General features: G+C 36.6%; 23 protein-coding genes and 5 tRNA genes. 11 read left to right on the plus strand and 17 right to left on the minus strand.

Annotated elements, in window-relative coordinates; genetic code table 11:
- Positions 1-92 precede the first annotated feature (92 nt).
- Positions 93-2,426 (plus strand): TonB-dependent receptor domain-containing protein, encoded by a 2,334-nt coding sequence (locus EO244_RS06165; RefSeq protein ID WP_164977423.1) that lies wholly within the window; start codon positions 93-95, stop codon positions 2,424-2,426.
- Positions 2,427-2,481: 55 nt separating this feature from the next.
- On the opposite strand, the gene EO244_RS06170 is transcribed toward EO244_RS06165, so the two are convergent.
- From EO244_RS06170 to EO244_RS06190, 5 genes are all read right to left on the minus strand, one after another.
- A tRNA-Lys gene (locus EO244_RS06170) sits at positions 2,482-2,554 on the minus strand.
- Positions 2,555-2,593: 39 nt separating this feature from the next.
- A tRNA-Lys gene (locus tag EO244_RS06175) sits at positions 2,594-2,666 on the minus strand.
- 41 nt (positions 2,667-2,707) lie between these two features.
- A tRNA-Lys gene (locus tag EO244_RS06180) sits at positions 2,708-2,780 on the minus strand.
- Positions 2,781-2,819: 39 nt separating this feature from the next.
- Positions 2,820-2,892 (minus strand) — tRNA-Lys (locus EO244_RS06185).
- Between the two features lie 39 nt (positions 2,893-2,931).
- Positions 2,932-3,004: transfer RNA gene (locus EO244_RS06190), tRNA-Lys, on the minus strand.
- Positions 3,005-3,523: 519 nt separating this feature from the next.
- Between EO244_RS06190 and EO244_RS06195 the strand changes: the two genes are divergently transcribed.
- Both EO244_RS06195 and EO244_RS06200 read left to right on the plus strand, forming a co-directional pair.
- Complete coding sequence (locus tag EO244_RS06195; protein WP_129253784.1) at positions 3,524-4,333, plus strand: SDR family oxidoreductase; 810 nt, start codon at positions 3,524-3,526, stop codon at positions 4,331-4,333.
- Between the two features lie 138 nt (positions 4,334-4,471).
- Positions 4,472-5,179 (plus strand): YebC/PmpR family DNA-binding transcriptional regulator, encoded by a 708-nt coding sequence (locus EO244_RS06200; RefSeq protein ID WP_129253785.1) that lies wholly within the window; start codon positions 4,472-4,474, stop codon positions 5,177-5,179.
- 69 nt (positions 5,180-5,248) lie between these two features.
- Here EO244_RS06200 and EO244_RS06205 read toward each other — a convergent pair whose 3' ends face one another.
- The 4 genes from EO244_RS06205 to EO244_RS06220 all read right to left on the minus strand — a co-directional run bounded on the left by EO244_RS06205 (position 5,249) and on the right by EO244_RS06220 (position 11,119).
- Positions 5,249-6,259: a YitT family protein gene (locus tag EO244_RS06205; RefSeq protein WP_129253786.1), complete on the minus strand. Its 1,011-nt coding sequence runs from the start codon at positions 6,257-6,259 to the stop codon at positions 5,249-5,251.
- 213 nt (positions 6,260-6,472) lie between these two features.
- Positions 6,473-8,878 (minus strand): outer membrane beta-barrel family protein, encoded by a 2,406-nt coding sequence (locus EO244_RS06210; RefSeq protein ID WP_164977424.1) that lies wholly within the window; start codon positions 8,876-8,878, stop codon positions 6,473-6,475.
- 231 nt (positions 8,879-9,109) lie between these two features.
- The gene (locus EO244_RS06215; protein WP_129253788.1) at positions 9,110-10,057 is read right to left on the minus strand and encodes a phosphoribosylaminoimidazolesuccinocarboxamide synthase; all 948 of its coding nucleotides are present in this window, start codon (positions 10,055-10,057) and stop codon (positions 9,110-9,112) included.
- 87 nt (positions 10,058-10,144) lie between these two features.
- Entirely contained in the window at positions 10,145-11,119 is a 975-nt protein-coding gene (locus EO244_RS06220) for a PhoH family protein (protein WP_129253789.1), read from the minus strand.
- 171 nt (positions 11,120-11,290) lie between these two features.
- Between EO244_RS06220 and EO244_RS06225 the strand changes: the two genes are divergently transcribed.
- From EO244_RS06225 to EO244_RS06240, 4 genes are read left to right on the plus strand one after another with little or no spacing between them, the layout of a single operon-like run.
- Entirely contained in the window at positions 11,291-12,079 is a 789-nt protein-coding gene (locus EO244_RS06225) for an SAM hydrolase/SAM-dependent halogenase family protein (protein ID WP_129253790.1), read from the plus strand.
- Positions 12,069-12,350, plus strand: coding sequence for a putative quinol monooxygenase (locus EO244_RS06230; RefSeq protein ID WP_129253791.1), 282 nt, complete (start codon positions 12,069-12,071; stop codon positions 12,348-12,350). The genes EO244_RS06225 and EO244_RS06230 overlap by 11 nt, the downstream gene beginning before the upstream one ends.
- 30 nt (positions 12,351-12,380) lie before the next feature.
- Complete coding sequence (mazG, locus tag EO244_RS06235) at positions 12,381-13,154, plus strand: nucleoside triphosphate pyrophosphohydrolase (RefSeq protein ID WP_129253792.1); 774 nt, start codon at positions 12,381-12,383, stop codon at positions 13,152-13,154.
- Between the two features lie 59 nt (positions 13,155-13,213).
- On the plus strand, positions 13,214-14,566 hold the full coding sequence (locus EO244_RS06240) for a peroxiredoxin family protein (RefSeq protein ID WP_129253793.1): 1,353 nt from the start codon (positions 13,214-13,216) through the stop codon (positions 14,564-14,566).
- Here the strand turns inward: EO244_RS06240 and EO244_RS06245 are convergent.
- The 6 genes from EO244_RS06245 to EO244_RS06275 form a co-directional block, all read right to left on the minus strand.
- Positions 14,563-15,072 (minus strand): hypothetical protein, encoded by a 510-nt coding sequence (locus EO244_RS06245; protein WP_129253794.1) that lies wholly within the window; start codon positions 15,070-15,072, stop codon positions 14,563-14,565. The genes EO244_RS06240 and EO244_RS06245 overlap by 4 nt on opposite strands.
- A 241-nt stretch (positions 15,073-15,313) precedes the next feature.
- Positions 15,314-16,186: an RluA family pseudouridine synthase gene (locus EO244_RS06255; protein WP_129253796.1), complete on the minus strand. Its 873-nt coding sequence runs from the start codon at positions 16,184-16,186 to the stop codon at positions 15,314-15,316.
- Positions 16,187-16,304: 118 nt separating this feature from the next.
- Entirely contained in the window at positions 16,305-16,748 is a 444-nt protein-coding gene (locus EO244_RS06260; RefSeq protein ID WP_129253797.1) for an NUDIX hydrolase, read from the minus strand.
- 59 nt (positions 16,749-16,807) lie between these two features.
- Entirely contained in the window at positions 16,808-17,065 is a 258-nt protein-coding gene (locus EO244_RS06265; protein WP_129253798.1) for a DUF202 domain-containing protein, read from the minus strand.
- A 36-nt stretch (positions 17,066-17,101) separates the two neighbouring features.
- Entirely contained in the window at positions 17,102-18,004 is a 903-nt protein-coding gene (locus tag EO244_RS06270) for a PhzF family isomerase (protein WP_129253799.1), read from the minus strand.
- 73 nt (positions 18,005-18,077) lie between these two features.
- On the minus strand, positions 18,078-19,019 hold the full coding sequence (locus EO244_RS06275; protein ID WP_129253800.1) for a pyridoxal-phosphate dependent enzyme: 942 nt from the start codon (positions 19,017-19,019) through the stop codon (positions 18,078-18,080).
- Between the two features lie 738 nt (positions 19,020-19,757).
- On the opposite strand from EO244_RS06275, the gene EO244_RS06280 reads away from it, so the two are divergent.
- A complete protein-coding gene (locus EO244_RS06280; protein WP_129253801.1) occupies positions 19,758-20,273 on the plus strand; it encodes a tetratricopeptide repeat protein in 516 nt (171 codons plus the stop codon).
- 87 nt (positions 20,274-20,360) lie between these two features.
- Here the strand turns inward: EO244_RS06280 and EO244_RS06285 are convergent, their stop codons facing one another.
- The gene (locus EO244_RS06285; RefSeq protein WP_129253802.1) at positions 20,361-20,750 is read right to left on the minus strand and encodes an FKBP-type peptidyl-prolyl cis-trans isomerase; all 390 of its coding nucleotides are present in this window, start codon (positions 20,748-20,750) and stop codon (positions 20,361-20,363) included.
- Positions 20,747-21,217, minus strand: a complete 471-nt coding sequence (locus EO244_RS06290; RefSeq protein WP_129253803.1) for a PPC domain-containing DNA-binding protein — start codon at positions 21,215-21,217, stop codon at positions 20,747-20,749. Before EO244_RS06290 ends, EO244_RS06285 begins: the two co-directional genes overlap by 4 nt.
- A 322-nt stretch (positions 21,218-21,539) precedes the next feature.
- Here EO244_RS06290 and EO244_RS06295 point away from each other — a divergent pair, with 322 nt between their 5' ends.
- The 3 genes from EO244_RS06295 (at position 21,540) to EO244_RS06305 (ending at position 24,863) form a co-directional block, all read left to right on the plus strand.
- Positions 21,540-23,204: an NAD(P)H-binding protein gene (locus tag EO244_RS06295; RefSeq protein ID WP_129253804.1), complete on the plus strand. Its 1,665-nt coding sequence runs from the start codon at positions 21,540-21,542 to the stop codon at positions 23,202-23,204.
- A 209-nt stretch (positions 23,205-23,413) separates the two neighbouring features.
- Positions 23,414-24,268: a restriction endonuclease gene (locus EO244_RS06300; RefSeq protein WP_129253805.1), complete on the plus strand. Its 855-nt coding sequence runs from the start codon at positions 23,414-23,416 to the stop codon at positions 24,266-24,268.
- Positions 24,269-24,398: 130 nt separating this feature from the next.
- On the plus strand, positions 24,399-24,863 hold the full coding sequence (locus tag EO244_RS06305; protein WP_129253806.1) for an RNA methyltransferase: 465 nt from the start codon (positions 24,399-24,401) through the stop codon (positions 24,861-24,863).
- Positions 24,864-24,866: the final 3 nt, after the last annotated feature.

Raw genomic sequence — 24,866 nt, forward strand, 5'->3', positions numbered from 1 at the left:
AATTTTGTCTCTTGAGCCTTTATTTACTGACTTTGCAATGAATATCAATTGTAAAAACAAACCCGTCAGGAAATATGAATTGTTACCATCGAATGAATTTAAAAAGCTTAGTCTTGTTAGCTTTTATTCTTCTAGTATGTAAAGTGCACGCTACTGAACGAAAACAAAAAATGCATGGGGTCGTATGCGACCAGAAGGATAAAAGTCCGATTGCATTTGCTACCGTGTCCTTGCATCAGCAGCGAGATACCTCTTTAATAACTGGAACGACAAGCAATCAGGATGGCTATTTTGAAATCGGCCAAGTAGAAAACGGGAATTACCTACTTCGTATAAGTTTTGTAGGCTACCAGACATGCATGCTACCCATCAGGCTTAGTGAGAAGAATAATTTCAATTTGGGAACTGTTCCTTTACGTGAGGAAAATTTTCATATGGCAGAGGCTGTAGTGGTGGGGGAGCGAATCAAAGCAAAGACCATCGATAACGGAACACGTTTCTTTATGAATAAGAAAATCTATAACAGCTCCAATTCGGGCGTTGATATCCTAACACAGCTTCCGGGAGTTCAGGTAGATTTGATGAAGAATATCAGTTTGGAAGGCAGTTCGAATATTAAAATATTGGTGGATGGAAAGGAGCGTGATAAGCAATACCTGGAGCAATTGGATGCCAGGCAGATTGACAGAGTGGAAATCATCCGAGATCCTGGAGCAAAATATGATGCGAGTATTACGGGTGTTATTCATGTCATTCTAAAAGAAAGAGAGGTGGGGATGAGTGGACATATTTTTTCTGAAATTCCGACCAATACGCAGGAAATATTCCTGGATCCAACTTGTGGGTTGAATTTCAACAATAAGAAATTGAATTTATACACTTCATACAACGGAAATCTACGGTATTTCGACAATACAGAAGAGAATACCAAAATACTAAATACCTCAAATGGATTGCACACTTTTTACTCGGCCCTGGATTTGAGGCAAAAAAACTGGAAACACAATATCCATATGGGGGCCGATTATTATCTTGATTCACGAAATCAGTTTAGTTTGTATGCATTTCTTTGTCCGGAGAATCAGAGTTTTGAGGGGAGAGCAGAAATGGAGGGAAATACCAATGGACAGATCAATTTGAAAAAGACAAGTGCCAGGATAGAGAAAAACGACTACATTTTGTCGCATTATTCCATGTATTACAAACATTTGTTTCTCAGGAAAGGAAGAGAGATTGCTTTCGATTTAAATTACTTTCGATTGCGAGGGGAGCATTCCATCTGGTATGAAAATCAGGAAAACAAGGAACTTAATGGAATAAAACCCCAGAATCAGTTTGTTGGTTTTCGTATGGATTACACGTCTCCTGTCGGATCAGATTTAAAAGTGGATGCAGGATGGAAGAGTCAACTGCGAAATATGGAAGATCGCAATTCCACAGATTTTAATTACCAGGAGGATATACATGCTGCATACATGGCATTATCAGGTAAAAAAAATAAAATGAAGGCCAGCCTTGGATTACGAGGTGAGTATTCTTACGCTGGTTTAAATGTGGGAGAGAAAAAAGATGAAATTTCCTTCCTGCCTAACCTACAACTGACTTGGCAAGTTTCTAAGAAGCAGAGTTTTCGATTCAATTATCGAAAAAGCATCACTCGCCCACATGTTTACCAATTATCGCCTATTGCTACCCGAATCGATCCTGTAAGTATCAAACGTGGAAATCCCGATTTGATTCCAGCCTTACATCATCGCATTAGTTTGAATTATTCCAGCGCACTAGGCAAGAGTTATGTTTCTGTTCAAATGTATCACAGCATTTCAAACGATTTGATACAGAACCATGCCTTTATCAATCAAGAACAATTGTTGGAGAATAACATTGCCAATTTAGCAGACAGAAAGGAATATGGATTAAAGTTGAGTGCAGCCCTTAGTTTTGGTAAATCCATTGGAATTACGCCTTACCTAAAAATGTATCATCGGTCTGACCGTCCGAATCCATTGGCGCGACAATTGGATATTTCAGCGAAAAACAGTTCCGGGTATGAATTTGGCTGTTCATCGCGAGTGAACGTGACTAATGAACTTTCTGCCTCTTGTACTTTTCAATACATTAGTCCCACATACGATTTGCAGAACAGACGTTACTATAATGCCATCTACATGTGTTCGCTTAATCAGTCCTTTAAAAGTGGTTTGAAACTTGGAATCTCATCAACCATTCCATTGAAAAAGGATTTTACCTATTCGGCAGTAAGAAGTTCAGGACCAGATTACCATTCCAATACAAAAGGGCAGGTGCATGTGTCGACCTTCTTTGTTCGTCTTCAGGCTAGTTACCAGTTCAAATGGGGAAAGCAGAGAGCCAAAATTGAAAGACAAAATCGAGTGGAGGAGGAAAAGCAGGGGAAGGGGTTTTGAAAATTTTGTGCAAAAAAAAGAGCCGCCAATATTTTGGCAGCTCTTCGTTTTAAAGTGATCCCTCTGGGGTTCGAACCCAGGACCCCAACATTAAAAGTGTTGTGCTCTACCAGCTGAGCTAAGGAATCGTGCTGATTTTATTCGAAAGACTTTTGCTTGTCTTTAAGTGATCCCTCTGGGGTTCGAACCCAGGACCCCAACATTAAAAGTGTTGTGCTCTACCAGCTGAGCTAAGGAATCGTGCTGATTTTATTTCGAAAGACTTTTGCTTGTCTTTAAAGTGATCCCTCTGGGGTTCGAACCCAGGACCCCAACATTAAAAGTGTTGTGCTCTACCAGCTGAGCTAAGGAATCGTGCTGATTTTATTCGAAAGACTTTTGCTTGTCTTTAAGTGATCCCTCTGGGGTTCGAACCCAGGACCCCAACATTAAAAGTGTTGTGCTCTACCAGCTGAGCTAAGGAATCGTGCTAATTTTATTCGAAAGACTTTTGCTTGTCTTTGTGTGATCCCTCTGGGGTTCGAACCCAGGACCCCAACATTAAAAGTGTTGTGCTCTACCAGCTGAGCTAAGGAATCAGTAAGAAGCTTTGTTTTCAAAAGCGTTGCAAATATAGATCCTTTAAATTAAATACGCAAACCATAAACGCTCGTAATGCCCAGTTATTTTAATGTTGGAACACTGCAAGTGCCCTTATAACGCTGGTTCGTAAAATGATATCAGAAGGGAAAAAAACTGAAAAAAAAGCGCATTTTTTTTTGTGGTTGATTTAGCCCTTATGATAAGATTTAAAATCGAGCATTAAATCTGATTTTGATTACTGCAAGTTAAAACCTTTTTAGCTTTATCTAAAGCTTTGTTATAGAATAAACTGACGATTTTGCTTGAAAAATATTGAATAGAATATTAACTAATTTAAGCGTTTTGAGCATAAAATGCGTCGAAATCACGATTTCCTGAGTCTTAACTTATAATTTGGCTGAAATTGTATAATAAAGATTAAAAAAATTAAATTTGTGCTTCTGAAAAGAAGGTGAATTAAATATTGCTTAAGAATCTTCTGGTATTACTTCAATAAAAAAAGAAATAATAAGTATATGATTGATAAAATTGTTCTTGTTACTGGAGCATCATCCGGAATAGGGAAGGCTTTGGCTTTTGAATTTGCATCGCGCGGATCGAAATTGGTTTTAGCCGCTCGTAATATTGAAAAGCTAAAAGAGGTTGAGAAGACTTTAACAGAACAAGGGACTGAAGTTTTGTCTGTAAAAACTGATGTGAGCATAGAGAGTGACTGTCAGAATTTGATTTCAGAAGCGGTTGCTAAATTCGGACGGATTGATGTTCTAATTAATAATGCGGGTATTTCGATGCGTGCACTGTTTAAAGATTGTGAGCTCTCCGTTCTTAAAAACCTGATGGATGTCAATTTTTGGGGCACTGTTTATTGTACAAAGTATGCTATGCCTTATATTACGCAATCAAAAGGATCAGTGGTAGGGGTTATTTCTATAGCCGGTTATGTGGGTTTGCCTGGTCGTACCGGTTATTCAGCTTCGAAATATGCCATTCGTGGATTTTTGGATACACTTCGGGTTGAAAACCTAAAGACTGGTGTGCATGTTTTGGTGGCAGCTCCCGGCTTTACTGCTTCGAATGTTAGAAACGTAGCTTTAACGGCTGATGGCAGCTCTCAGGGCGAAACACCGCGCGACGAAGCTAAGATGATGACAGCCGAAGTTTGTGCCGCACATATTGCCAAAGCAGTCGTGAAACGCAAACGTGAGTTAATTCTTACCTTTGTAGAAGGTAAATTTACGGTTTGGTTGAAAAAATGGTTTCCTTCTCTGTTAGAGAAATTAACTTACAATCATATGGCTAAGGAGCCAAATTCAGGACTGGAATAATTGAAATACTGAAGGTTTGATCGTTTTTCACACTTAATTGCAACAGGTGGCGATTTTTGATCAGCGATATTAATCCTCGAAAAATTTTATAGAATAAAAGGCAAGTATTACATTTGCCCAAAATTATAATCATAAATCATGGGAAGAGCATTTGAATTTAGAAAAGCACGCAAATTTAAGCGTTGGGATAAAATGGCTAAGACCTTTACCCGAATAGGAAAAGAAATTGTAATGGCTATTAAAGAAGGTGGCCCTGATCCAGTATCTAATTCTCGTCTTCGTGCAGTAATCCAAAATGCTAAGGCGGCCAACATGCCTAAGGAGAATGTTGAGCGTGCGATTAAGAAAGCGACTTCAAAAGACCAAAAAGACTATAAAGAGATTGTTTATGAAGGATATGCACCACATGGTATTGCAGTATTGGTAGAAACAGCTACTGATAATCATATGCGTACGGTTGCTAATGTTCGTAGCTATTTTTCTAAAACAAAGGGTAGTCTTGGAACAACAGGCAGTGTTGAGTTCATGTTCGAGCATAAGTGTCATTTCAAAATCGAAAATACAGGTCAGGATCTTGAAGAATTAGAACTTGAGGTGATCGATTTGGGAGTAGAAGATGTATTTGCTGAGGAAGATGGTATCATGTTATATGCTCCATTCGAAGAGTTTGGTAAGATACAGGCTTATCTTGAGGGAAGTGGTATTACACCCCTAAGTTCCGGTTTCGAGCGTATTCCAATGGATACTAAAGAGCTAAGCGAAGAACAAATTGCTGATGTAGAGAAATTGCTTGATAAATTGGAAGAGGATGACGATGTACAACATGTTTTCCACAATATGGCTTAAGTTATAGATCGCTATACAACAAAAAAGACCTTCACATGAAGGTCTTTTTTGTTTTTAAGAAATGCTGTGTTATTCCATTGTATCAGTAAGCGATTTGAAACCTTTACCTAAAATCTCATTCGTTTCCATAACGGTGATGAAAGCTTTGGGGTCGATATGCTCAATAAAGTCTTTTAGAATAGACAATTCCCGGCGATTAACTACAATAAATATCATGTTTTTGTCTTCACCGTCATACATGCCTTGTCCTTTAAGATAGGTGCCGCTTCGTTTCATATCAACCACGACTTTATCCCGAATTTCTTCGGTTCTATCCGAGATGATAAATAAAGCTTTCTCAAATGTTGAGCCTTGAATGGTAATATCAATCACCCGACCTGAGATGTACAAAACAATTAAAGAGTAAAGGGGGATTTGCCAATCCATTTCGACATATAAACTGCATAGTATGATAATCAAATCTACGTAAATAATCATTTGTCCAAGAGGCAGGCTGGTGTATTTTGATAAGCTCATGCCAATGACGTCAGTACCTGTAGTGGTGGCTTTGGCTTTCAAGATTAATCCAAAACCAAAACCAATAAAAATACCCCCAAACACGCAGGATAGGAGAACGTCATCAACTAAAGGGATGATCCCCCACCATTTAGTTAAAAGATCAATAAACAATGCACTAAGGAAAAAGCCGAAAAAGGTTTTGTATCCAAAACGAGGTCCCAATATTTTGATCCCTACCACAACCAAAACCATATTGATAATTAAACCAGTCAGGCCAACTGGTATACCTCCCTCGTACTGACGAAACATTTCGTTTTGAAATGTCATAAAATGATAGGCGATATTGGAGAAAAAGCCTGAATATTCGGAAGCATCTAAAACATTAAAGGGGCCGTGTGGAAACAAACCAATAGAAAGTTTGTGAACGATAATTCCAATACCGTTAGCACCTCCAGGGACTATAAAATAGGGTGTAATAAAGAAGACATAGCCCATAGCCAGAATAAGAGCCCCTGCCACAAGCAGGACATAATTATAAAACCATTTGCCAGAGAAAAGTTTGTCGTGTTGAATAAATGCCATGAAAGAGTTTGATTTTTAAGTTGTAAGCTGAGCATGTGCACCCGTTTGCAGTCTACTCACTACAAAGCAAATAAGAATTTTCTAAATAACAGATATTAAACCCGTGAAATTTAAATTTATCTTATGGCAGGAAAGTATTAAGCAAAAAAAATCTGTGAACCGAAGCCTGATTGACTTTCAAATTCACAGATGATATTTTTTTGATAGAAAATTCTACATGTTGCCAATATCAGTACTTTTCACTCTTTTGACACTTTTATAATTGTTTATCTTATAACTTAAACTGAGTTTAAAGGTGGGAGCATCTCTATCGAAATTGTTAACCAAGCTGTAATCATTATTGTAATATGATTTGCTTAAATCAGCCGTATTGAAGACATCTGTCACAATAAAGCTTGCAGATAGTTTTCTTTTGAAGAAACTGTGTTTTAATGACATTGTTGTTACAAAGGAGTCGTCTTGTTCTCCCTGTGCCCACTTTGTTTTCGAATTATATTTTAAGTTTAGCTCAAATTGAGTCAGCTTACTTAATTTGAATCTGGAAACACTTATTATTTTCCAATTGTTGCTGGATGTAGAAAATTTATGTTTTTCAGTGCTTCCTGAATCAGCACTATCAGTGTAGTCTCCATCAATTTTGTAATGAGAAAAGTCGACTGACATTAAGTAACGCCACCATTTTGAAATTGATATGTTTGTGAAAGCTTCCAGCCCCAAACCATGATCTGTACCTACATTTTGATAACTACTGATGATCACATCGGGGTTAATTGCTGAAAGGGTTTTAATTCGTTCAATTTTATCCTCGTTTGATCTGTAATAAGATGTCAATGAAAAGCTATGCTTTCCAATTTTTGTATTGTATTGTAATTCAAATGAATTTGTCAATTCAGGATTGAGTTCAGGATTACCAATTGTTCTATTATAAACATCATTCCAGATTTGAAATCCTTCTAGTTGACCGCTTGAAGGACGATTGATACGTCTGGAATAGCTAGCGGATATTTTACTGACCTTACTTATGCTCATTTGAGAGTGAAATGAAGGGAATAGATCCCAACGATTAAGATCAGACTTGTTACCATCATATTTGATTTCTCTGTTGAGATGTTCAGCTCTTAATCCAACTTGATAGCTAATTTTATTTAATTTCCCCGAATAGGTCGTATACAAGCTTTGTATTGTTTTTTTATAATCAGATGGTTTGCTAAAGTTTGGTTTTATACTTGTATTTTCCACAAACGAACGATCTCTATTAAAGTCGAAAGATAGGTATTGGTATCCCGCTTCAAACTTTCCGTTCCCAGCTAATGGCAGAGTGTAGTCTGATGAAATTACAATCCCTTTGGCATCTTCTTCAATAGATGAAAGATATGTGTTGTTTTCAGTTTCCGATTGGTTCTCGTTAGTTATAGATTTGTCAAATGTTTTGCCAGAATAATCAATTAAAGTATTAAGTTGATGACCTTTTTTATTGAATTTACGAAGATAGGTAAGGGTTGCTACATAATAATTCAATTCATCATTAGTGGCTTCCTTACTATTGTCAATTAAGATATTGTCTTGCGTTTCATATTTTTCATAAGTCAACTTATCTAATTTATCCATTGTGGAATGACCAATTTCAGCAGTGATGCTAAATAAATTTAGACTATCGATCTCAAAATCATACGCAGAAGATATCTTATGACTCTTGTCTTTAGAATCTAGTTTACCAAAAGCATTCAAATACGATTGAGGTCCAGAGAATATAGTTTTGAAGTTTTCTCTTTTCCCACCATAAGCCCGAACATTATAATTTGCCCCAAGGTAAAAGTTGCTCTTTTTCTTTTTAAAATTAAACATACCTGTACTGGCAAAATTTTCATGACTTCCAGGACTTAGGTTTAGAAAACCACTGGCCCCTTTAAAACTGACTTTTTTACTAATGATATTGATAATACCAGCACCACCTTCAGCTTCATATTTTGCCGAAGGGTTGGTGATGATTTCAATATTCTCAATCTGACTGGTTGGAATTTGGCTTAATATTTCCTGAGCGCTTCTTACGCTAGGTCTGCCATCAAGCAAAACTGTAAAATCTGTACTCCCTCTTAGGCTAACATTACCATTCACATCAACACTTACCGAAGGTACAGTTTCTAATACATTTATAGCTGTACCACCTTCAGCAGATAGTTGGTTACTTACAGGTACAATTTTTTTGTCAATTTGATAATCTATTGCGTCTTTATCTGAATTAACAACAATTTCTTGAAGTGCTTTGGTCGAAAGGTCAAGTTTTATGTCATTGAGTTTATTCTCTCGTTTATACGATCGGATGGCGATATCCGAAACGATTTTTTTTTCATAACCAATAAAAGATACTTCGATATAATAGTTTCCTGCTCTTAGTTTTTTGATTTCGAAAAATCCGTCTTTATTTGTGATTGTACCATCGATTAATTTTGAATCATCCTGTGTAAATACTGAGACCGTAGCATATTCGATTGATGCATTAGATTTCATGTCTTTTATGTACCCATTTATAACTCCAAACTTTTCAGTATTGGTGGTTTTAGTAGCAAAAATTGGATAAGTAGATAGTAAAATAATAAATAGAAAAATGAGGCGTTTCATAGATGTTGAGATTGACGAATGCATAAAAAGTTTATGCTAATTGGTATTTAAGTTAGTTAAGGGTTTAAAATTTGGTCAGTACAAATATAAGCTTGTTTTTCTTTAAACCTAATTACCGGCTTGTGTTTTTTTACATAAAACCCAATTACTATTGACGATAATGATTCGCATACGAAAACAGGCTATTCTCAATAAAGAGAATAGCCTGATAAAACTGTTATTGTTGAAGAATTAGATTTCTTTCAAACAAGATGCAATTCCATTTTCAATTCGAGTGTTAATATTAGTTGTATCAGCTTTTACAAATTTTTCGCCAATAATTTGTTCATAAAGCTCTATATAACGTTCAGAGATTTGCTTGATACGATCTTCGTTCATTTCAGGGATTTCTTGCCCGTCTTTACCCTGGAAACCATTTTCCATTAACCATTCACGAACAAATTCTTTAGAAAGTTGTTTTTGAGGTTCGTTTCGGTCAATTTTTTCCTGGTAACCTTCAGCATAAAAGTAGCGTGATGAATCTGGAGTGTGAATTTCATCAATTAGATAGATTTGACCGTCTTTTTTACCAAATTCATATTTAGTATCAACCAAAATCAAGCCTTTCTCTGCAGCAATCTCAGTACCTCTTTGGAAAAGGGCATGGGTATAGGCTTCAAGTTTTTCGTAATCTTCCTGACTCACGATTCCTTGAGCCAAAATATCTTCTCTTGAGATATCCTCGTCGTGGCCTTCATGTGCTTTAGTTGTAGGTGTGATGATAGGTTTCTCAAATTTTTGATTCTCAACCATACCTTCAGGAAGTGGTACACCACAAAGGGAACGTTTTCCTGATTTATATTCTCTCCAGGCATGACCGGTTAAGTAGCCGCGAATCACCATTTCAACCATGAAAGGCTCTGCAAGGTGTCCAACTGTTACCATTGGATCCGGAGTTGCGATCTTCCAGTTAGGCACAATATCAGCAGTTGCATCCAGAAACTTGGCCGCAATTTGATTTAAAACCTGTCCTTTAAAAGGAATGCCTTTGGGTAGAACCACATCAAATGCTGAAATTCTATCAGACACAACCATGGCAAGGTACTCATCGTTGATATTATATACGTCACGAACTTTTCCTACGTATAAATTCTTTTGATTTGGAAAGTTGAAATCTGTTTTTACAATTGCTTCGTTCATCTTTACAGATTGATTTATAATTTAATAAAATGGTAATTTTTTAATTAAATAGGTGCGCTTGCTCCTTTGCTTGCAAATTTAAAAGATTTATTCCTCTTTTTTCCACTTTTTTGCTTCGTTTTCTTCATCAATTTCGTAGGCACTTACAATTTTCTTAACCAAGGGATGTCTGACAATGTCTGACTTATCAAACTCGACCATAGCAATGCCTTTGATACCCTTTAAAATATGGAAAGCTTGTACCAAGCCCGATTGTTGCTTTTTAGGTAAATCAATTTGGGTAATATCACCTGTAATCATGAATTTTCCACTTGTTCCCATTCGTGTCAGAAACATCTTAAGCTGTTTACTGGTTGTGTTTTGTGCTTCATCCAATATCACAAAAGCATCATTGAGCGTTCGCCCGCGCATATAGGCCAGTGGGGCAATCTGAATGACTTCAGCTTCCAAATAGCCAGCCAGCTTTCTGGGGGGGATCATATCCAGAAGAGCATCATAGAGGGGTTGCAAATAGGGATCAATCTTTTCTTTTAAATCACCAGGAAGAAAGCCCAGATTTTCTCCTGCTTCTACAGCTGGACGACTAAGGATAATTCGTTTGACTTCGTTGTTGCGAAGAGCCTTTACGGCTATAGCAACTGCTGTATAGGTTTTTCCGGACCCTGCTGGACCAATAGCAAAAACCATATCGTTCTTTTTCGATTTTTCAACCAATTTTCGTTGGTTGGGTGTTCTGGAACGGATTATCTTACCATTATTCCCAAAAAGAATCAGGTTTTTAGGATCATCAGGATTTTCAATTTCTTTAGTGTTTTCGAGTACAATTCGTTTTAGATTTGCAGCTGTTAAAACATTATACTGGTTGTAATGCTGGAGGATGAGATTAATTTTGTTTTCAAACAGGTTCAGAGTTTTGATTTCACCTTTTACAATAAGTTCATTTCCTCTTCCTACAATCTGTAGTTTGGGAAATAATTCTTTAAGTATATCAAGTTTACTATTGTTTATACCATAAAAGTCCAGCGGATCGATTGAGCCTATAGATATTATTCTTTCTATCATAAATTTTGTTCGATATTTATTACTTTTGAGCTTACAAATTAGTTATTTTTTTTCGATTGAATCAGATTTTATCCATTAGCATTTGTAGGCTTTCTTTAAATTCCTGACTGATAAGCAGGCACTGTTTATTCATGGAATGAAAAACGAAGCTTTAAGAAAAGGGTTTTATTCATGGGAGTTATTACGATATGCAGCGACTGGAATGATCGCGATTATTATTTGGGTGCATTAAAAGGACGTTTGTTGTCGCTTTGTGAGGGGGTTCAAATTGTTGATTTAGGTCAGAATATCGAATTATATAATATTTCACAGGCTGCTTTCATTGTAAAAAATGCCTATCATTATTATCCGGAAGGTAGTATTCATATTATTACAGTCAATTCAGAAGAAGGAGCTGAGCAGCCACATGTGGTGGTGAAGAATAATGGGCATTATTTTATTGGAACGGATAATGGCATTTTTAATTTAATGTTTAGAGATTTGCCGGATGAAATTATTCAATTAAAGGCTGATGTGACAGATATTCATCTTTTGAATTTTCCGGAATTGGCCATTTTTGCTCCTGCTGCGGCTCATCTTTATAATAAGAAACCATTATCTAAGTTGGGTAAAAAGACCAAAACGCTTTATAATATGGTTCCTATTCGGGCATTGATTCAGCAAGATACGATGACAGGGAAGGTGATTTATATAGACTCATATAGCAATGCAGTTGTAAATATTTCAAAAGATCGTTTTTATTCAAGTTTGGAAGGCCGTGATTTTGAAATACTGGTTCAGAGTAACCAACATTTAATCACGAAAATAAGTCAGCGTTACAGCGATGTGCCTGAGGGTGATATTCTGGCAATATTTAATTCGGCGGGCATGCTGGAGATCGCAATGAATAAAGGGGAGCTGTCTAAATTATTGCAGATAGATACAAATTCAGATATTAGAGTTAAATTTCATGATCGTTAGATTTGTTAAATTAGAAATACAAAATCAGCACATTGCTGATTTCAAGGCATTGACAGCAGGGGAGAAAGAAGAAATTGTGGCTTTTGAAGGTTGCTCTTTTCTTGAAATTTTGCAGGATGTGAATAATAAGAATCTTTTTTTCTCTCATAGTCATTGGCAGTCAGAAGATGCTCTGAATAAATACAGAGAATCAGATTTTTTTAGAGGGAACTGGACACAGGTGAAACAATGGTTTGCCGCAAAACCTGAGGCCTGGAGTCTGGAGAGATAGAAATAACAGAATGTTATAAAACTAGAAAGAATGAATGAGAATTTAAAAGCTTTTGAAGAGCTACTACATATTATGGATGAACTGCGTTTGAAATGCCCCTGGGATAAAAAACAAACGCTGGAAAGCCTGCGAACATTAACCATTGAGGAGACTTACGAATTGGCTGATGCCATTTTAAAAGATGATAAGCAGGAGATTAAGAAGGAGTTGGGTGACTTGCTGTTGCATATTGTTTTTTATGCCAAAATTGGATCAGAGACTAATGATTTCAATATTGCTGATGTATGTAAAGGCATTAGTGAGAAGTTGATTTATCGCCATCCACATATTTTTTCAGATGTGCAGGTTGCCGATGCCCGCGAGGTGGAAGAGAACTGGGAACAATTAAAACTAAAGGAAAAAGGCGGTAACGGAACGGTTTTAGAAGGTGTTCCACAATCGTTACCTGCAATGGTAAAGGCCAATCGTATTCAGGATAAAGTCAGAGGTGTTGGTTTTGATTGGGAAGAAAAAGAACAGGTATGGGATAAGGTGAAGGAAGAGATTTCGGAACTTGAGGTTGAAATTAAGGCTGGTAATCAGGATAAGATTGAGCAGGAATTTGGTGATCTGTTCTTTTCACTCATCAATACGGCTCGTTTGTATGGGGTGAATCCGGAAAATGCTTTAGAACGAACAAATAGTAAATTTATAAAACGATTCAATTATTTAGAGAGTCAAACCATCAGTCAGGGCCGTAATCTAAAGGAAATGAGTTTAGAGGAAATGGATGTGATTTGGGAAGAAGCCAAGCAGTTCGACTAATAATACATTTTGATTTTAAATTAATTACACTTTAAGCCAAAGCGACGCCTTATTATTCTATGAAATTTTTAAGTTTTATTTTTCTTCTGATTAGCCTGAATGTCTTTTCTCAACAGCAGATGACTTTGTCTGTAAAAGTTGAGAATCATATTTCCGAACAGTTTTATCTACAAACGGGAGATGAAATGGGCATTGTGACTATTGATAGTTCCCGTGTAAAAGCTTTTGGTATTCTTCTTTTTAAATGGGAGGGGAAACCTAATCTTTACCGCTTATCTGATGGAAAGGGGCATTTCATCGATTTTAGAATGATACGTCCGAATCTGTCCTTTGAGATAAAAGGCAATTTTGCTGAAAATGAGTTTGTTTTTGATCAAGAGGATAAGAATAACCAGGTACAATACTATTTATCTGAGTTTGATTATTATCAGGCTGAGGCAGAAAGATTAGCACAAATGTATAGGTCGGCCAATCTTACTGATCAGAAAGAAGTAGAAAAGACCTATAAAGATCTGCAAAAAGAAAACGAGAATCTTATAAAAGATCTGTGGTCGAGAAGAGCGAATGATTGGTCTTTACAACTTGCTCTAACTAATGCAGACAGACTTCAGGATCTGGATCAGAAAATAAAATTAAGACCATTTATCGATCAGTTTTTTGAATATTTCGATTTTGCAGATAGCATAGTTGTAGGATCACCATGTTTTTACGACAAATTGGAACGTTTTTTTGATTCAAAGCAAATGAAAGCTTTAATTCAAAGCAAGGAATCAAAAGAGATCGAATCAGCGATTCAACAGGTTTTTTGGCTGTCGGAAGTGAATAAGCATGCGCAGGAATGTTTGGTAAATTACCTCTTGAATAGATTCCCCTTTAAAACGGATCCCAAATTATATGAAGAGGTTGTTAAAACTTATAAGTTGGCTAATAGCTGCGAATATGTTTTGGCAAGTAAAAGCATGAGAGATCGGGTTGAAAATGACAAAAGCTTTACTAAAGGAGCAAAAGTACCTGATTTTATCTTAAGCAATTGTTTGAATATCAATCTGGAATCTTTTTCAAAGGTTAATAGTGATCTGACACTTTTGATTGTATGGTCGGCTCATTGTGAAGAATCTCTTGATTTGTTGATACGAATAAACGATTTGTATCACAGTTATCAGGAAAAGGGTTTGGAAGTTGTAGCCTTTTCGATTGATCACAATATTATGGATTGGGGAAATTTTGTTGAAGAGAACAATTACACATGGATAAATGCCTGTGATAAGGCGGGATTGAAATCTGAATTTGCCAAGGCATATAATATTGTCTCAACACCCAATATGTTTTTGATTTCAGCTGATCAAAAATTGGTATCAAAGCCTCTGACTTTTTTTCAACTTAAAACAGATATTAAACATTTTCTTGATTAGGCTTGAAGTTTTTTCAGAATGCGTTTCCCTCTGGATTTAAACCCAGCCGTTCCTTCCGTCATATGTTCTTCAATAATCAGAGCCAATTCGTTTTTGATATCGGGTTCTTGCTGAGAAAAATTGAAGAGGATTTGCATGGCATAAACACGCACAGCCACAGGCGTTGCATTAGCGATTAGTAAATCGAAACAGCGGTTAATAAAATCGCCGGATATCGTCTTAGGAAGCGGTTCATTACTGATTAGTTTCAGAAGTTGTCTTTGCTTACTTTGGCACTCCAGATTGGGAAAAAGCTTTATCATATGTGGAATATAGGGACGAATCAATTCGGGGGCTTCATCATAAACTTTATCCATTAACCAGGTGGCACGCCATGTGTTTTTTTCTGAGCGCATGGCATACTCCCAAAGTTCTTTCATATACTTTGGCTTTTGGGATATCTCTTTTGCTATAAGTACAGCGGCTTCTTTTCCCGGGAAAGTAGATAGGATTGCATTAAAATCCATAAATTGTCTTTATTTTTTTGTAAGCTTATTGATAATTTCTTCGTATTCTTTAAAGCGATGTTCCCTAATCGGACGGATTTTGGGTTCAGTGGTAAAGTGTAACAACAAACAGGGACTGATCGATTTGTATTGATCAACATACTCGTAATCTTTCAGTTCATTATTTTTTATTCGCTGTTTTATTTTATTGTGGTAGGGATACATCTGAACTTGTGTTTGAAATCATTTCGACGATTTTAATTTAAACAAATATTTTTTTAAATCTTTGGGGAAGTTCATCTTTCAGATGTAAATTTTCATTTGTAAACGGATGTGTAAATTTTAAAGAATAGGCGTGCAGATACAAACCTTTCCCCTTTAAAATTAAATTCTCAATTCCATATGTTTTGTCACCTAATATTGGATTTCCAATGCTCGACAGATGGATGCGCAATTGATGCCTTCGTCCTGTTTTGGGCTCCAATTCTACCAGATTGAGTTTGCCAAATCTTTCTGATATAACGGATTGGCAGACTGTGTAATTCGATTGTGATTTTTTGCCCTCAATTTCTGAAATGATTTCTCCTTTTGATTCCATTTCGCCTATAGTGATTGCATAGTAGTTTTTGTTCAGTTCTTTGTTTTCGAACATTTTGTTGAGAGCACGAATACTACTATTCGTTTTACCAACTAATAGAATACCAGTGGTTGCATAATCCAATCGGTGAACAGGTTGGGGCCTTGCAGCATCAGGATGCTGGCTTGGTTTGATATTCTGAATCAGGGCATTGGCGATGGTTTTAAACCGATTACCGCTCACGAGTATACCTGCAGGTTTATGAATTACGGCTAAATAATCATCTTCAAACAATACGTCAAGTGGGAGGATCAGTTTTTTCTTAGGACCAACTGCTTCAGGAACGTAAATATTAATAGTTTCCGCACCTTTTATAAAAGTAGCTGTGCTTGCAATATGGCCATCAACCGTAATTTGTTTTTTCTTTAAGGCTTTTTTTAAGGCAGATTTGGTTAATGCAGCATTAAAAATTCCGACACCATATTCCTGCAGACGGGTGGGAGTGAGTTGTTTGGGGACAAGATGACTTTCGCTTGGTTTGGTACTGTTTTTCTTCATATTTACTGATGGTCTTGCTAAGTTTCTTTTGGATTCCTAAGACTTATTTTTCAATAATACTTTTAGCAAGGCCTTTTTTTATTCAAATAGCTGAAGATACTACATATTTGGGGATCGGTCAAGTTTGGTTGTTTTGTTTTACCATTTTGTTTTTAATGGCATGCTCAAATAATAGGGGTTGAATCATTGGGTAAGTCAGTTCAGTAGGTAGTTCACCAAAAGCACGTTTCTCAGCTATTTCGAGAGTTAAGGTTTTGCCAAATTCCTGAACCTCAGCATAAGCAAGAAGACCATAAGTTATATTGGAATCGATGCTAACCGAATAGATGCATATGGCTTTTAAACTAAAGCGAGTCGCTCCGGTTTCCTCAATTAATTCTCTTTCAGCTGTTTTTATTATTTCTTCATTAGGTTCATGTCTGCCACCGGGAATTTCCCATGTCGTCCGTTCTTTGTGTCTAACAAAAATCCAATTACCCTTATTATCAGCTGTGACAATCACGGCATATTTTAACAATTCCTCTGTAACTTCGCCTGATGGATGAAAATCAACTTTTATCATTTTTATTAGATCTTTTTTATTCTTGATGAAGGTTTACCTGTAAAGCCGTCCTTTGTTTTTTAGTTGTAATATTTATTGATTTTTGTTTTGACATGGAAAAAACGCACAATTCCAATTAGCATGACCAGAAATGCGATGACAATAAAGAAATAGGCTAATAGGATTAGATTGTGCAGAATGTCAATTTTCAGGATAGCAAATCCCGAACTCAAAAAAACAATGAACGTTCTAAAATAGGCTAAAAATGTCCGTTCGTTCGCCAATTTTGTTCTTTCTATAGCTAAGAGATCAGTTCTGTTGATTTTGTTTTGGTCCATATGATCTGTTTTTGATATATATGATTTTTGTGACTTTTATATCTCTATCTCTGTTTTAAAAATGACAGTTGCATGACCTTTAATTTGAATCAAGGAAGCTTTATTATCTTGAATTTTAACCCTAACATTGACTTTCCCAAGTCTGTCAATCTGCTCTCCTTGTCTTCCATTAAATTCAAAGATATCGCCTTTATAATCCACAATTTTGTTTTCTACCAGATAGCCACCTAAAGGTCCGTTTGCATTACCTGTTACGGGGTCTTCATCTATTCCAATTGCAGGGGCAAACATTCTTCCATATGTTAAGATATCCTGATCGTCAGAATCGAAGGTGAATACAAAATACCCGTTGCAATCAATCAGTTGGCTCAAGTTTGCTAAGTCGTTAAGATTAGGAGTTAGTGCATTGAGTTTTTTCCTGCTTTTAATTCCAATCATGACTTTTGAGTGTCCTGTTGAAGCAATTTGAATTGGGCAGCGATCATCTAAATCAGATGTTTCAAGACCAAGTGCTGTAATTAGTTTTTGCCTTTTCCCCAGATCAAGAGCAGGGCTTAATTCAAATTTCCCCTGCGTCATAGCTATCTGATAGTCATCTTCGTCTTTAATAATCTCAAAAGGGAGAATTCCAATCTGGGTTTTATAGTTTAAAATACATGAATCCAGATTTTCTTTTATGGCTTTAGCATACATGGCAGCAATGGTTGCATGCCCGCATGTTGGAACTTCTTTTTGGGGAGTGAAGTATCTTATTTTCCCATCGTGGCTGCTATCATTTGATGAAAAAAGAAAAGATGTTTCTGAATTATTTAATTCTCTGGCAATATTTTGCATCTGCGTTTCATTTAAGCCATCCGCATTTAAAACAACTCCTGCAGGATTTCCCTTAAATCGTTCCTTTGTAAAAGAGTCAATTTGATATATGATTCGTTTTGTCATTTTCTTTTCAATTTAGCGTTGGGCCTATTACATCATTTTAAAATGTTCTTTTAGCCAGATAAAGTAATTGAGATCAAAAGGGCAAATTTCCCAAATCCACATTCCCTCCGGATAGTATGATGCCAATTTTTTTGCCTTTAAATTTGTCCTTTTCTTTTAAAACAGCAGCCAGAGCAACAGCACTTGAGGGTTCAACGATGATTTTCATTCGTTCCCATATTAGTCGCATGGCAGAAACAATCTCGTCTTCTTCTACTCGGATGATTTTTTCAACCAACTCCTGAATAAGGGGAAAGGTTTTGTCCCCCAATGATGTTAGTAGCCCATCAGCAATGGTTTTTGGATTGGTTTGTGGAATCAATTCTCCTTTTTCAAGCGATTGCCAGGCATCATCAGCACCCAAAGGCTCACCGGCGATCACCTTGGTTTTAGGTGAAAAATGGCGGGCAGCCAAGGCTGTTCCGGCAAGTAAACCGCCACCACCAACAGGGGCAATGATAAAATCCAAATCAGCGTAGTCCTCAATCAGTTCCATAGCAGCTGTTCCTTGTCCTTGAATCACCTGATAGTCGTTGTAGGGATGCAGGAATGTCGCACCTGTTTCTTCAACGACTTTATTTAGGGTCGTTTCTCTGGCTTCAAGATTTGCTTCACATTCGATGATTTTGCCACCGTAGCCTTTTACCGCTTTTTTCTTCACTTCAGGTGCATTTTCCGGCATCACAATATAGGCTTTAATATTCTGCATTTTTGCAGCCAAAGCCAGTGCTTGGGCAAAATTCCCTGACGAATGGGTTGCTACACCACATTTCTTTTGCTCATCGCTCAATTGCAGAACGGCATTGAGTGCCCCTCGCATTTTAAACGCACCCATTTTCTGAAAATTCTCACATTTGAAATAGAGCTGTGCGCCTGCAATTTCGTTGATCAGGTTTGAACTTAAAATAGGAGTGCGATGGATATATGGTTTAATTCGGTTGTGAGTTTCGAGAAGGTTCTCTTTACTGATGTGCATAATTTTGGTTTGAGTTTGTTATTTGATTTAAGGGAATTGTAAATCTACAAAATTTGAATAAGAGTTAATTTAAGATGGTCAACTATCTAATTAATTTTCTGTATCGGTAAGTAATCAAGTTAGTGATATTAAAATACGGAGAGGCTGTTCTGAGTGGGACAGCTTTTTTTTTTTTGGAATGAAAGCTTTAAGTTATTTAATGTATCAGTGTATCTGTTTTTAAAGAATAGACATCCCTCTGGTGACAAGAGTAAAGTGATTGGATAGATGAGACAGTTCGATTTGGGAAAGAGTTATACTGATTGGATAGGTGAGTCACACCGAATTTGAGTAGAGACACAGCATCGGGACAGGTTAGACAGGTCTCAGGATAGATGAAATAGTTCGATTTAGTAAATAGAAAGGAGAAATAACTGGAGATAACATTAAGACTATAATTTTCTGTTACTTTCTCTTTTTTGGAAAATAATTATTGCTCAATATACTTGTTGATAATTGTGATCAAGTGCTTGTGTAAAGAGGCTTTTTATTTGAAGTGTTTTCTTTCTAAGTTCGAACTCTCAGTCTGCCTTTTAGGTCAAGTTGATTGTACAGAGGCAAATACAGGTATTTTGTTTATTTATGCCTGATTGTGTTGAATGATACCGTTAAATATAATTGGAAAAATACAGGCCAAATATGCTGGTTTATATTAAAAAATGGTTTGTTTTGTAACAGTAAATTTTTAAAATATCTATTATGGTGAGAAAATACTTGCGGCTGATTATTGCCGGAATCCTGTTGGTAGGAAGCATCGTGCTGATTGTTAAAGGTTCAGTTGGATTGGGCGTTTGGGGAATTTTGCTTTCTGGTTTGTTTGTTTTACTTCATTTCAAGAACGAAAAGAATCTGCTTGCTTTTTATTTTGTTAGGAAAAATAAGTTTGAAAAAGCTGCAGGAGTATTGGCAAGAGTAAAACATCCGGAAGCAATGATAAAAAGCCAGGAAGCTTATTATTACTACCTGTCAGGCTTGGTTGAGGCACAAAGCAATAACAGCTCTAAAGCTGAGAAACACTTTAAGAAAGCATTAAATACAGGTCTTCGATTAAAAACAGATCAGGCTGTGGCGAAATTGAATTTGTCGGGTATCTATCTGTCACAAAGGAATAAGAAATTGTCCAGCTACTATTTAAAAGAAGCAAAGAAACTGGATAAGCAAAAAATGTTATCTGCTCAAATTAAGGAAATAGAAGCCATGATGAAACGCATCTAAGGCTTTCATCTTATGGGATAAAATAAGTAGACCTGACCGATTTTGATAATCAGTCAGGTCTTTTTTTATATGAGAAAGGCAATAGGCTTAAGTAACAGCAATGAGCTGAATGTCGAAGATAAGAACCGAGCCGGCAGGGATAGGGCCATTGTCCTTATTTCCATAAGCCAAATGCGAAGGTACAAATAGAACGCCCTCTCCACCTTCTTTAAAATATTGTAAACCTTCGATCCATCCTGTAATAACCTCAGTCAGATTAATCTCCAATTTGTCATTTTGGTCGAAAGTATCCCCATTGATAAAATAACCAATATAAGCAATCTTGATATATGAATTGATGTTGGGTTGTGCGCCTTTACCTTCCTTGTTTATCAGGTAATATAAGCCTGTTTCAGTTCTCTGCGCCTCTAGTTGATGCCTGGCTATATAGGCCTTGATTTCCTCTTCGTTTTTCTGTTTGAAATTTTGTTTTTTCATTTTTTGATGACTTCCAATTCGTAAAATGTTGTTTCCTGATCTTTAACACGGGTAAAGTTCAGCTTTTTATTGTTGAGAAGGACAATTTCGGCTGTGGTATAGATGATGTTACCGTCAACCAAATGGCCGCCAAGGGTATGACCTGTGCTATCTGATACCGCTATGTGAATATGGTTGTGTTTGCCTTTATCGGCAAATGTGCCTGTAAGGGAAACAATTTCGAAATGCCCTTTTAAATGCAAAAGTTCTTTTTGGTTGGCTGGTCGAATAACCAAGTCTCTTAAACTTCCCACACAGGTTGAAACGGAAGCCGATTCAAGTTGATTGGCTTCAACAAAATTAGCCATCTCTTGTTTCAGATCCATGCCTGGTTTCAATCGCAGGGCATAAGTGTCAACCAAATTTTGTTTGCAGGAGCTAAAACCTATTAAAATAAGGAATATAATGCACGTGTTTAATTTTAGCATAAAGGAGTGATTTGTTTAAGCTAGCAAAATTAGAAAATAAAAAGTTTTTTCATTGTTTATAGTTTAGCTTTTAAAATGGAAATGACGACTTAAATGAATTTAATTTATGAAAATTTGGTCAGGCTGTTCCGAAAGGGGTAGCCTGTCTTTTTTATGAGAATTGGATGCTTAGGTGCGATTTCGTAACTTAAGACTTATAATCTTCAAATAAGGTATTGGGTCAATTCTATTTTAGTAATAAAGAGAGATTTCCTTTTAATCGAAATCTATATTTATTCCGGGAAGCCCTTATACTTGTGTGGATCTCAAATAAGACTGATAAATGATGGCATTTCGTTCTGATCAATATTGCATTGATTTACCCACTGTGCCAGCTACTGAGAATAAAATTTTGGTAACTGGCGCAAGTGGTTTTATTGGTGGGGAACTGATTCCTGAGTTAATAGCAAGGGGGTATCAGCTTAGATTGATGGTTCGGTCTAATTTAGGCGAGTATAAAAAACGGTGGCCTTCTGTTGAAATTGTTGTGGCTGATGCACTCGATTATTCACAATTGAAAGAGGCTTTGGAGGGTATTGATTGTGCTTATTATTTAATTCATTCTTTACATTCATCTGGTCAATTTCAGGAAATGGATAGTCAGGCTGCATCCAATTTTAGGCAGGCCGCTGAAGAGAATCATCTAAAACGAATTATATATTTGGGGAGTTTGGGCAATCCTGAAGCCAAGCTTTCAAACCACATTCGGAGTAGATTAAAAGTGGCCGAAGAGCTTCAAAAAGGCAAAACGCCGATCACATTTTTAAGAGCAGCTGTTATCATTGGTTCGGGAAGTGCTTCTTATAAAATCATTCATCATTTGGTTTTGAATTGCCCTGTTTTTGTATTTCCTGCTTGGGCAAAATCAAAGTGTCAACCCATTGCCATTCGCGATGTTATCAGGTATTTGGTGAGTTGTCTTGAAAATGAGGAAACTTCAGGAAAAGTTCTGGATATTGGAGGACAGGATATTTTGACTTATCGGGATATCATCAAAATAGAGGCTCAAATTTTAAGAAAGAAAAGATTGTTTCTGAATTCGGGATTTTCGCTCATGTCGATTTATATGCGGATAATTAATGCCTTAACGCCTGTTGATTCTGATTTGATAAGGGTTCTTTTGGAAAGTTGTGTGAATGATGTGGTTTGTCTCAATGCAGATATCAGAAAGATGATTCCTTTTGAAACACTTCCTTATAAAAAAGCTCTTAAAGACGCTTTATTATCTGGTTCTGAAAAAAAGTGTTTAGATACTATGGAGCTAAAACCTCCTCTTAAAAGCAAGGGATTTTTTTCTGACATCAAATATTTTTTATTGTCAAAACCTGATAAAGATACTCTGATTCATTTCGACAATCTTTCAGATAGGGAAAATTACACCTATCGAATTTTACAAAGACTTGGGGTTGAGGTCACTGCCTTCAAGATTTTAAATGTTCATAAAATAGGGATTAATGCACCGGCAAAATATGTTTTTGAAGAATTGCTTAAATGGGATGGCGATTCGAGTTGCTGGCCCAATCATATAGCCAGGGTTGTGAACAGGAACAATAGTTTGGAGAATCTATCAATATTTTTATTTGGGTGGACAAAATTTATTCCTTTGTTCAGCCTTAATGCCATCATTATAAAGAAAATTCCTGATCCTGTGGAAACAGACAATGCTCGGTATTTGTTGTATAAGTGTCGAGGCGGTTACCCCATTGGCGTTTTCTCTATGTATGTGCGATCTTCTATTGAAAATCAAAACGAAATAGAGCAGTCTCAATTGTTTTTGATGGTGGGGTTTAATTTTTATGGCAAAGAAAAGTGGTCCAACAGAAATCTGATTAACAGAATGTGGGAAGCAATCCACGATAGAGTGACTTTAAATGTGATGCATCGGTTTAAACAGTTGTGCGAATGGCGATTCGAAAAATTTAAAAAGGGTGTGAACCAGAATAGGTGATCTTGAGTGTGTATAAAAAGGGGCGAGAAATGGAACTTTATATGCTCACAGCCAATCATAAGCTTAGTTTGTTTAATATATAAATTGACAGGTTCAACAGTCTCAATTTATCAGAAGATTGTTTAGATTTATATCAGGATTGATGGAAGTTGGTAAATCAGGACTTTTAAAATCTTCAAAACAAATCTAAACCTATCCATAAAACTTATATGAGTCAAACAGATCCAAATAATAAGCCGATTCTTATTAGAAAAGCGTCAGGTGATCTTGAGCCTTTTGCTCTTGATAAATTGAAACGTTCCTTACATAATGCCGGGGCAGATAATGATTCTGTTTTAATGATCATTGCCGATATTGAGGCTTGGATTTATTCGGGCGTTACAACCAAGCAAATTTATTCGCGAGCCTTTAAAATTTTACGCCGCGAAAAGGCTCATACTGCCATGCGTTACAGGTTGAAAGAAGCCATTTTTTCATTGGGCCCTACGGGGTATCCGTTTGAGCAGTTTATTGGGCAATTGTTCGAAAAGCAAGGTTATGCTACAGAAGTGGGAGTTGTGGTTGACGGCTATTCTGTAACGCACGAAATGGATGTGATTGCTACGAAGAATCAAATACAATATTTGGTTGAATGCAAATACCATAAAGATCAGGGTAAGCAGGTGAGTGTTCAGGTGCCTTTGTATGTGCGTTCAAGAGTAAATGATATTGTTCGGAAGAGAGAAAAGATGGAGGAGTACAGAGCGTTATCGTTTGAGGGATGGGTAGTGACCAACACGCGTTTTTCACCCGATTCCATACAATATGGTGAAGTAAATGGTCTGCATCTGTTGGCTTGGGATTATCCACAGAATAAGGGCCTCAAGTATTTGGTTGAAGAGTTGAAATTGTATCCTATAACTATCCTTCACAAGTTAACTAAGAAAGATAAAGACTTGTTGATGAGTTTGGGAACAGTTACCTGTATGCAGGTTTTGAATAATTTGGATTTATTAAATCCCTTGCAATTAAATAAAAAGAAACAGATGGCCTTAGTTGAAGAGTTGAAGTCGATTTGTCGTTGAGTTTTTTTGAGAAGATCAGAGTTTGTTGAGAATATTATTGAGAGCTGTACTAAAATGTGCAGCTTTTAATTTTTTCATCAAGCCCGAATAGCTTTATATTTGCGTCTCAAATAAAAAAAACAAGCAAGTGATGATAGATACATTGGAGCAGGGATTTTTTGGTATAGGCATACAGAACGGGAAAACACCCGAAAACTTAGGAGTGCTTTGGCGATCGGCTCAGAATATGGGAGCCAGCTTCATCTTTACGGTGGGTAAACGATATGCCAAGCAAGCTTGTGATACGCATAAGGCAGTGGGAGCTATGCCCTATTTTCATTATGAAAATTTCGAGGATTTTTATCAGCATTTACCTAAAGGAGCTGTTTTAGTTGGGGTAGAATTAGACGAAAAGGCGGTTGCTTTGGAAGAGTTTAAGCACCCGCGCCGTTGTGTTTATTTATTGGGAGCAGAGGATAATGGTTTGACCAAAAACGCCATTGAGAAATCGCATCATTTGGTCAAATTCGATACCCGTTTGAGTGTGAATGTGTCGGTTGCAGGCAGTATTATCATGTATGACAGAAACTTGAAACAGAAGTTTGGAAACTTGTAATAG

This window comes from Ancylomarina salipaludis (assembly GCF_004122035.1).
Taxonomy (GTDB): Bacteria; Bacteroidota; Bacteroidia; order Bacteroidales; family Marinifilaceae; genus Ancylomarina; species Ancylomarina salipaludis.

Bases quoted from the DNA above. Each gene is read 5' to 3' on its own strand.
- EO244_RS06165 (WP_164977423.1), top strand. From the start codon at position 93: ATGAATTTAAAAAGCTTAGTCTTGTTAGCTTTTATTCTTCTAGTATGT.
- EO244_RS06195 (WP_129253784.1), top strand. From the start codon at position 3,524: ATGATTGATAAAATTGTTCTTGTTACTGGAGCATCATCCGGAATAGGG.
- EO244_RS06200 (WP_129253785.1), top strand. From the start codon at position 4,472: ATGGGAAGAGCATTTGAATTTAGAAAAGCACGCAAATTTAAGCGTTGG.
- EO244_RS06205 (WP_129253786.1), bottom strand. From the start codon at position 6,259: ATGGCATTTATTCAACACGACAAACTTTTCTCTGGCAAATGGTTTTAT.
- EO244_RS06210 (WP_164977424.1), bottom strand. From the start codon at position 8,878: ATGAAACGCCTCATTTTTCTATTTATTATTTTACTATCTACTTATCCA.
- EO244_RS06215 (WP_129253788.1), bottom strand. From the start codon at position 10,057: ATGAACGAAGCAATTGTAAAAACAGATTTCAACTTTCCAAATCAAAAG.
- EO244_RS06220 (WP_129253789.1), bottom strand. From the start codon at position 11,119: ATGATAGAAAGAATAATATCTATAGGCTCAATCGATCCGCTGGACTTT.
- EO244_RS06225 (WP_129253790.1), top strand. From the start codon at position 11,291: ATGGGAGTTATTACGATATGCAGCGACTGGAATGATCGCGATTATTAT.
- EO244_RS06230 (WP_129253791.1), top strand. From the start codon at position 12,069: ATGATCGTTAGATTTGTTAAATTAGAAATACAAAATCAGCACATTGCT.
- mazG (WP_129253792.1), top strand. From the start codon at position 12,381: ATGAATGAGAATTTAAAAGCTTTTGAAGAGCTACTACATATTATGGAT.
- EO244_RS06240 (WP_129253793.1), top strand. From the start codon at position 13,214: ATGAAATTTTTAAGTTTTATTTTTCTTCTGATTAGCCTGAATGTCTTT.
- EO244_RS06245 (WP_129253794.1), bottom strand. From the start codon at position 15,072: ATGGATTTTAATGCAATCCTATCTACTTTCCCGGGAAAAGAAGCCGCT.
- EO244_RS06255 (WP_129253796.1), bottom strand. From the start codon at position 16,186: ATGAAGAAAAACAGTACCAAACCAAGCGAAAGTCATCTTGTCCCCAAA.
- EO244_RS06260 (WP_129253797.1), bottom strand. From the start codon at position 16,748: ATGATAAAAGTTGATTTTCATCCATCAGGCGAAGTTACAGAGGAATTG.
- EO244_RS06265 (WP_129253798.1), bottom strand. From the start codon at position 17,065: ATGGACCAAAACAAAATCAACAGAACTGATCTCTTAGCTATAGAAAGA.
- EO244_RS06270 (WP_129253799.1), bottom strand. From the start codon at position 18,004: ATGACAAAACGAATCATATATCAAATTGACTCTTTTACAAAGGAACGA.
- EO244_RS06275 (WP_129253800.1), bottom strand. From the start codon at position 19,019: ATGCACATCAGTAAAGAGAACCTTCTCGAAACTCACAACCGAATTAAA.
- EO244_RS06280 (WP_129253801.1), top strand. From the start codon at position 19,758: ATGGTGAGAAAATACTTGCGGCTGATTATTGCCGGAATCCTGTTGGTA.
- EO244_RS06285 (WP_129253802.1), bottom strand. From the start codon at position 20,750: ATGAAAAAACAAAATTTCAAACAGAAAAACGAAGAGGAAATCAAGGCC.
- EO244_RS06290 (WP_129253803.1), bottom strand. From the start codon at position 21,217: ATGCTAAAATTAAACACGTGCATTATATTCCTTATTTTAATAGGTTTT.
- EO244_RS06295 (WP_129253804.1), top strand. From the start codon at position 21,540: ATGATGGCATTTCGTTCTGATCAATATTGCATTGATTTACCCACTGTG.
- EO244_RS06300 (WP_129253805.1), top strand. From the start codon at position 23,414: ATGAGTCAAACAGATCCAAATAATAAGCCGATTCTTATTAGAAAAGCG.
- EO244_RS06305 (WP_129253806.1), top strand. From the start codon at position 24,399: ATGATAGATACATTGGAGCAGGGATTTTTTGGTATAGGCATACAGAAC.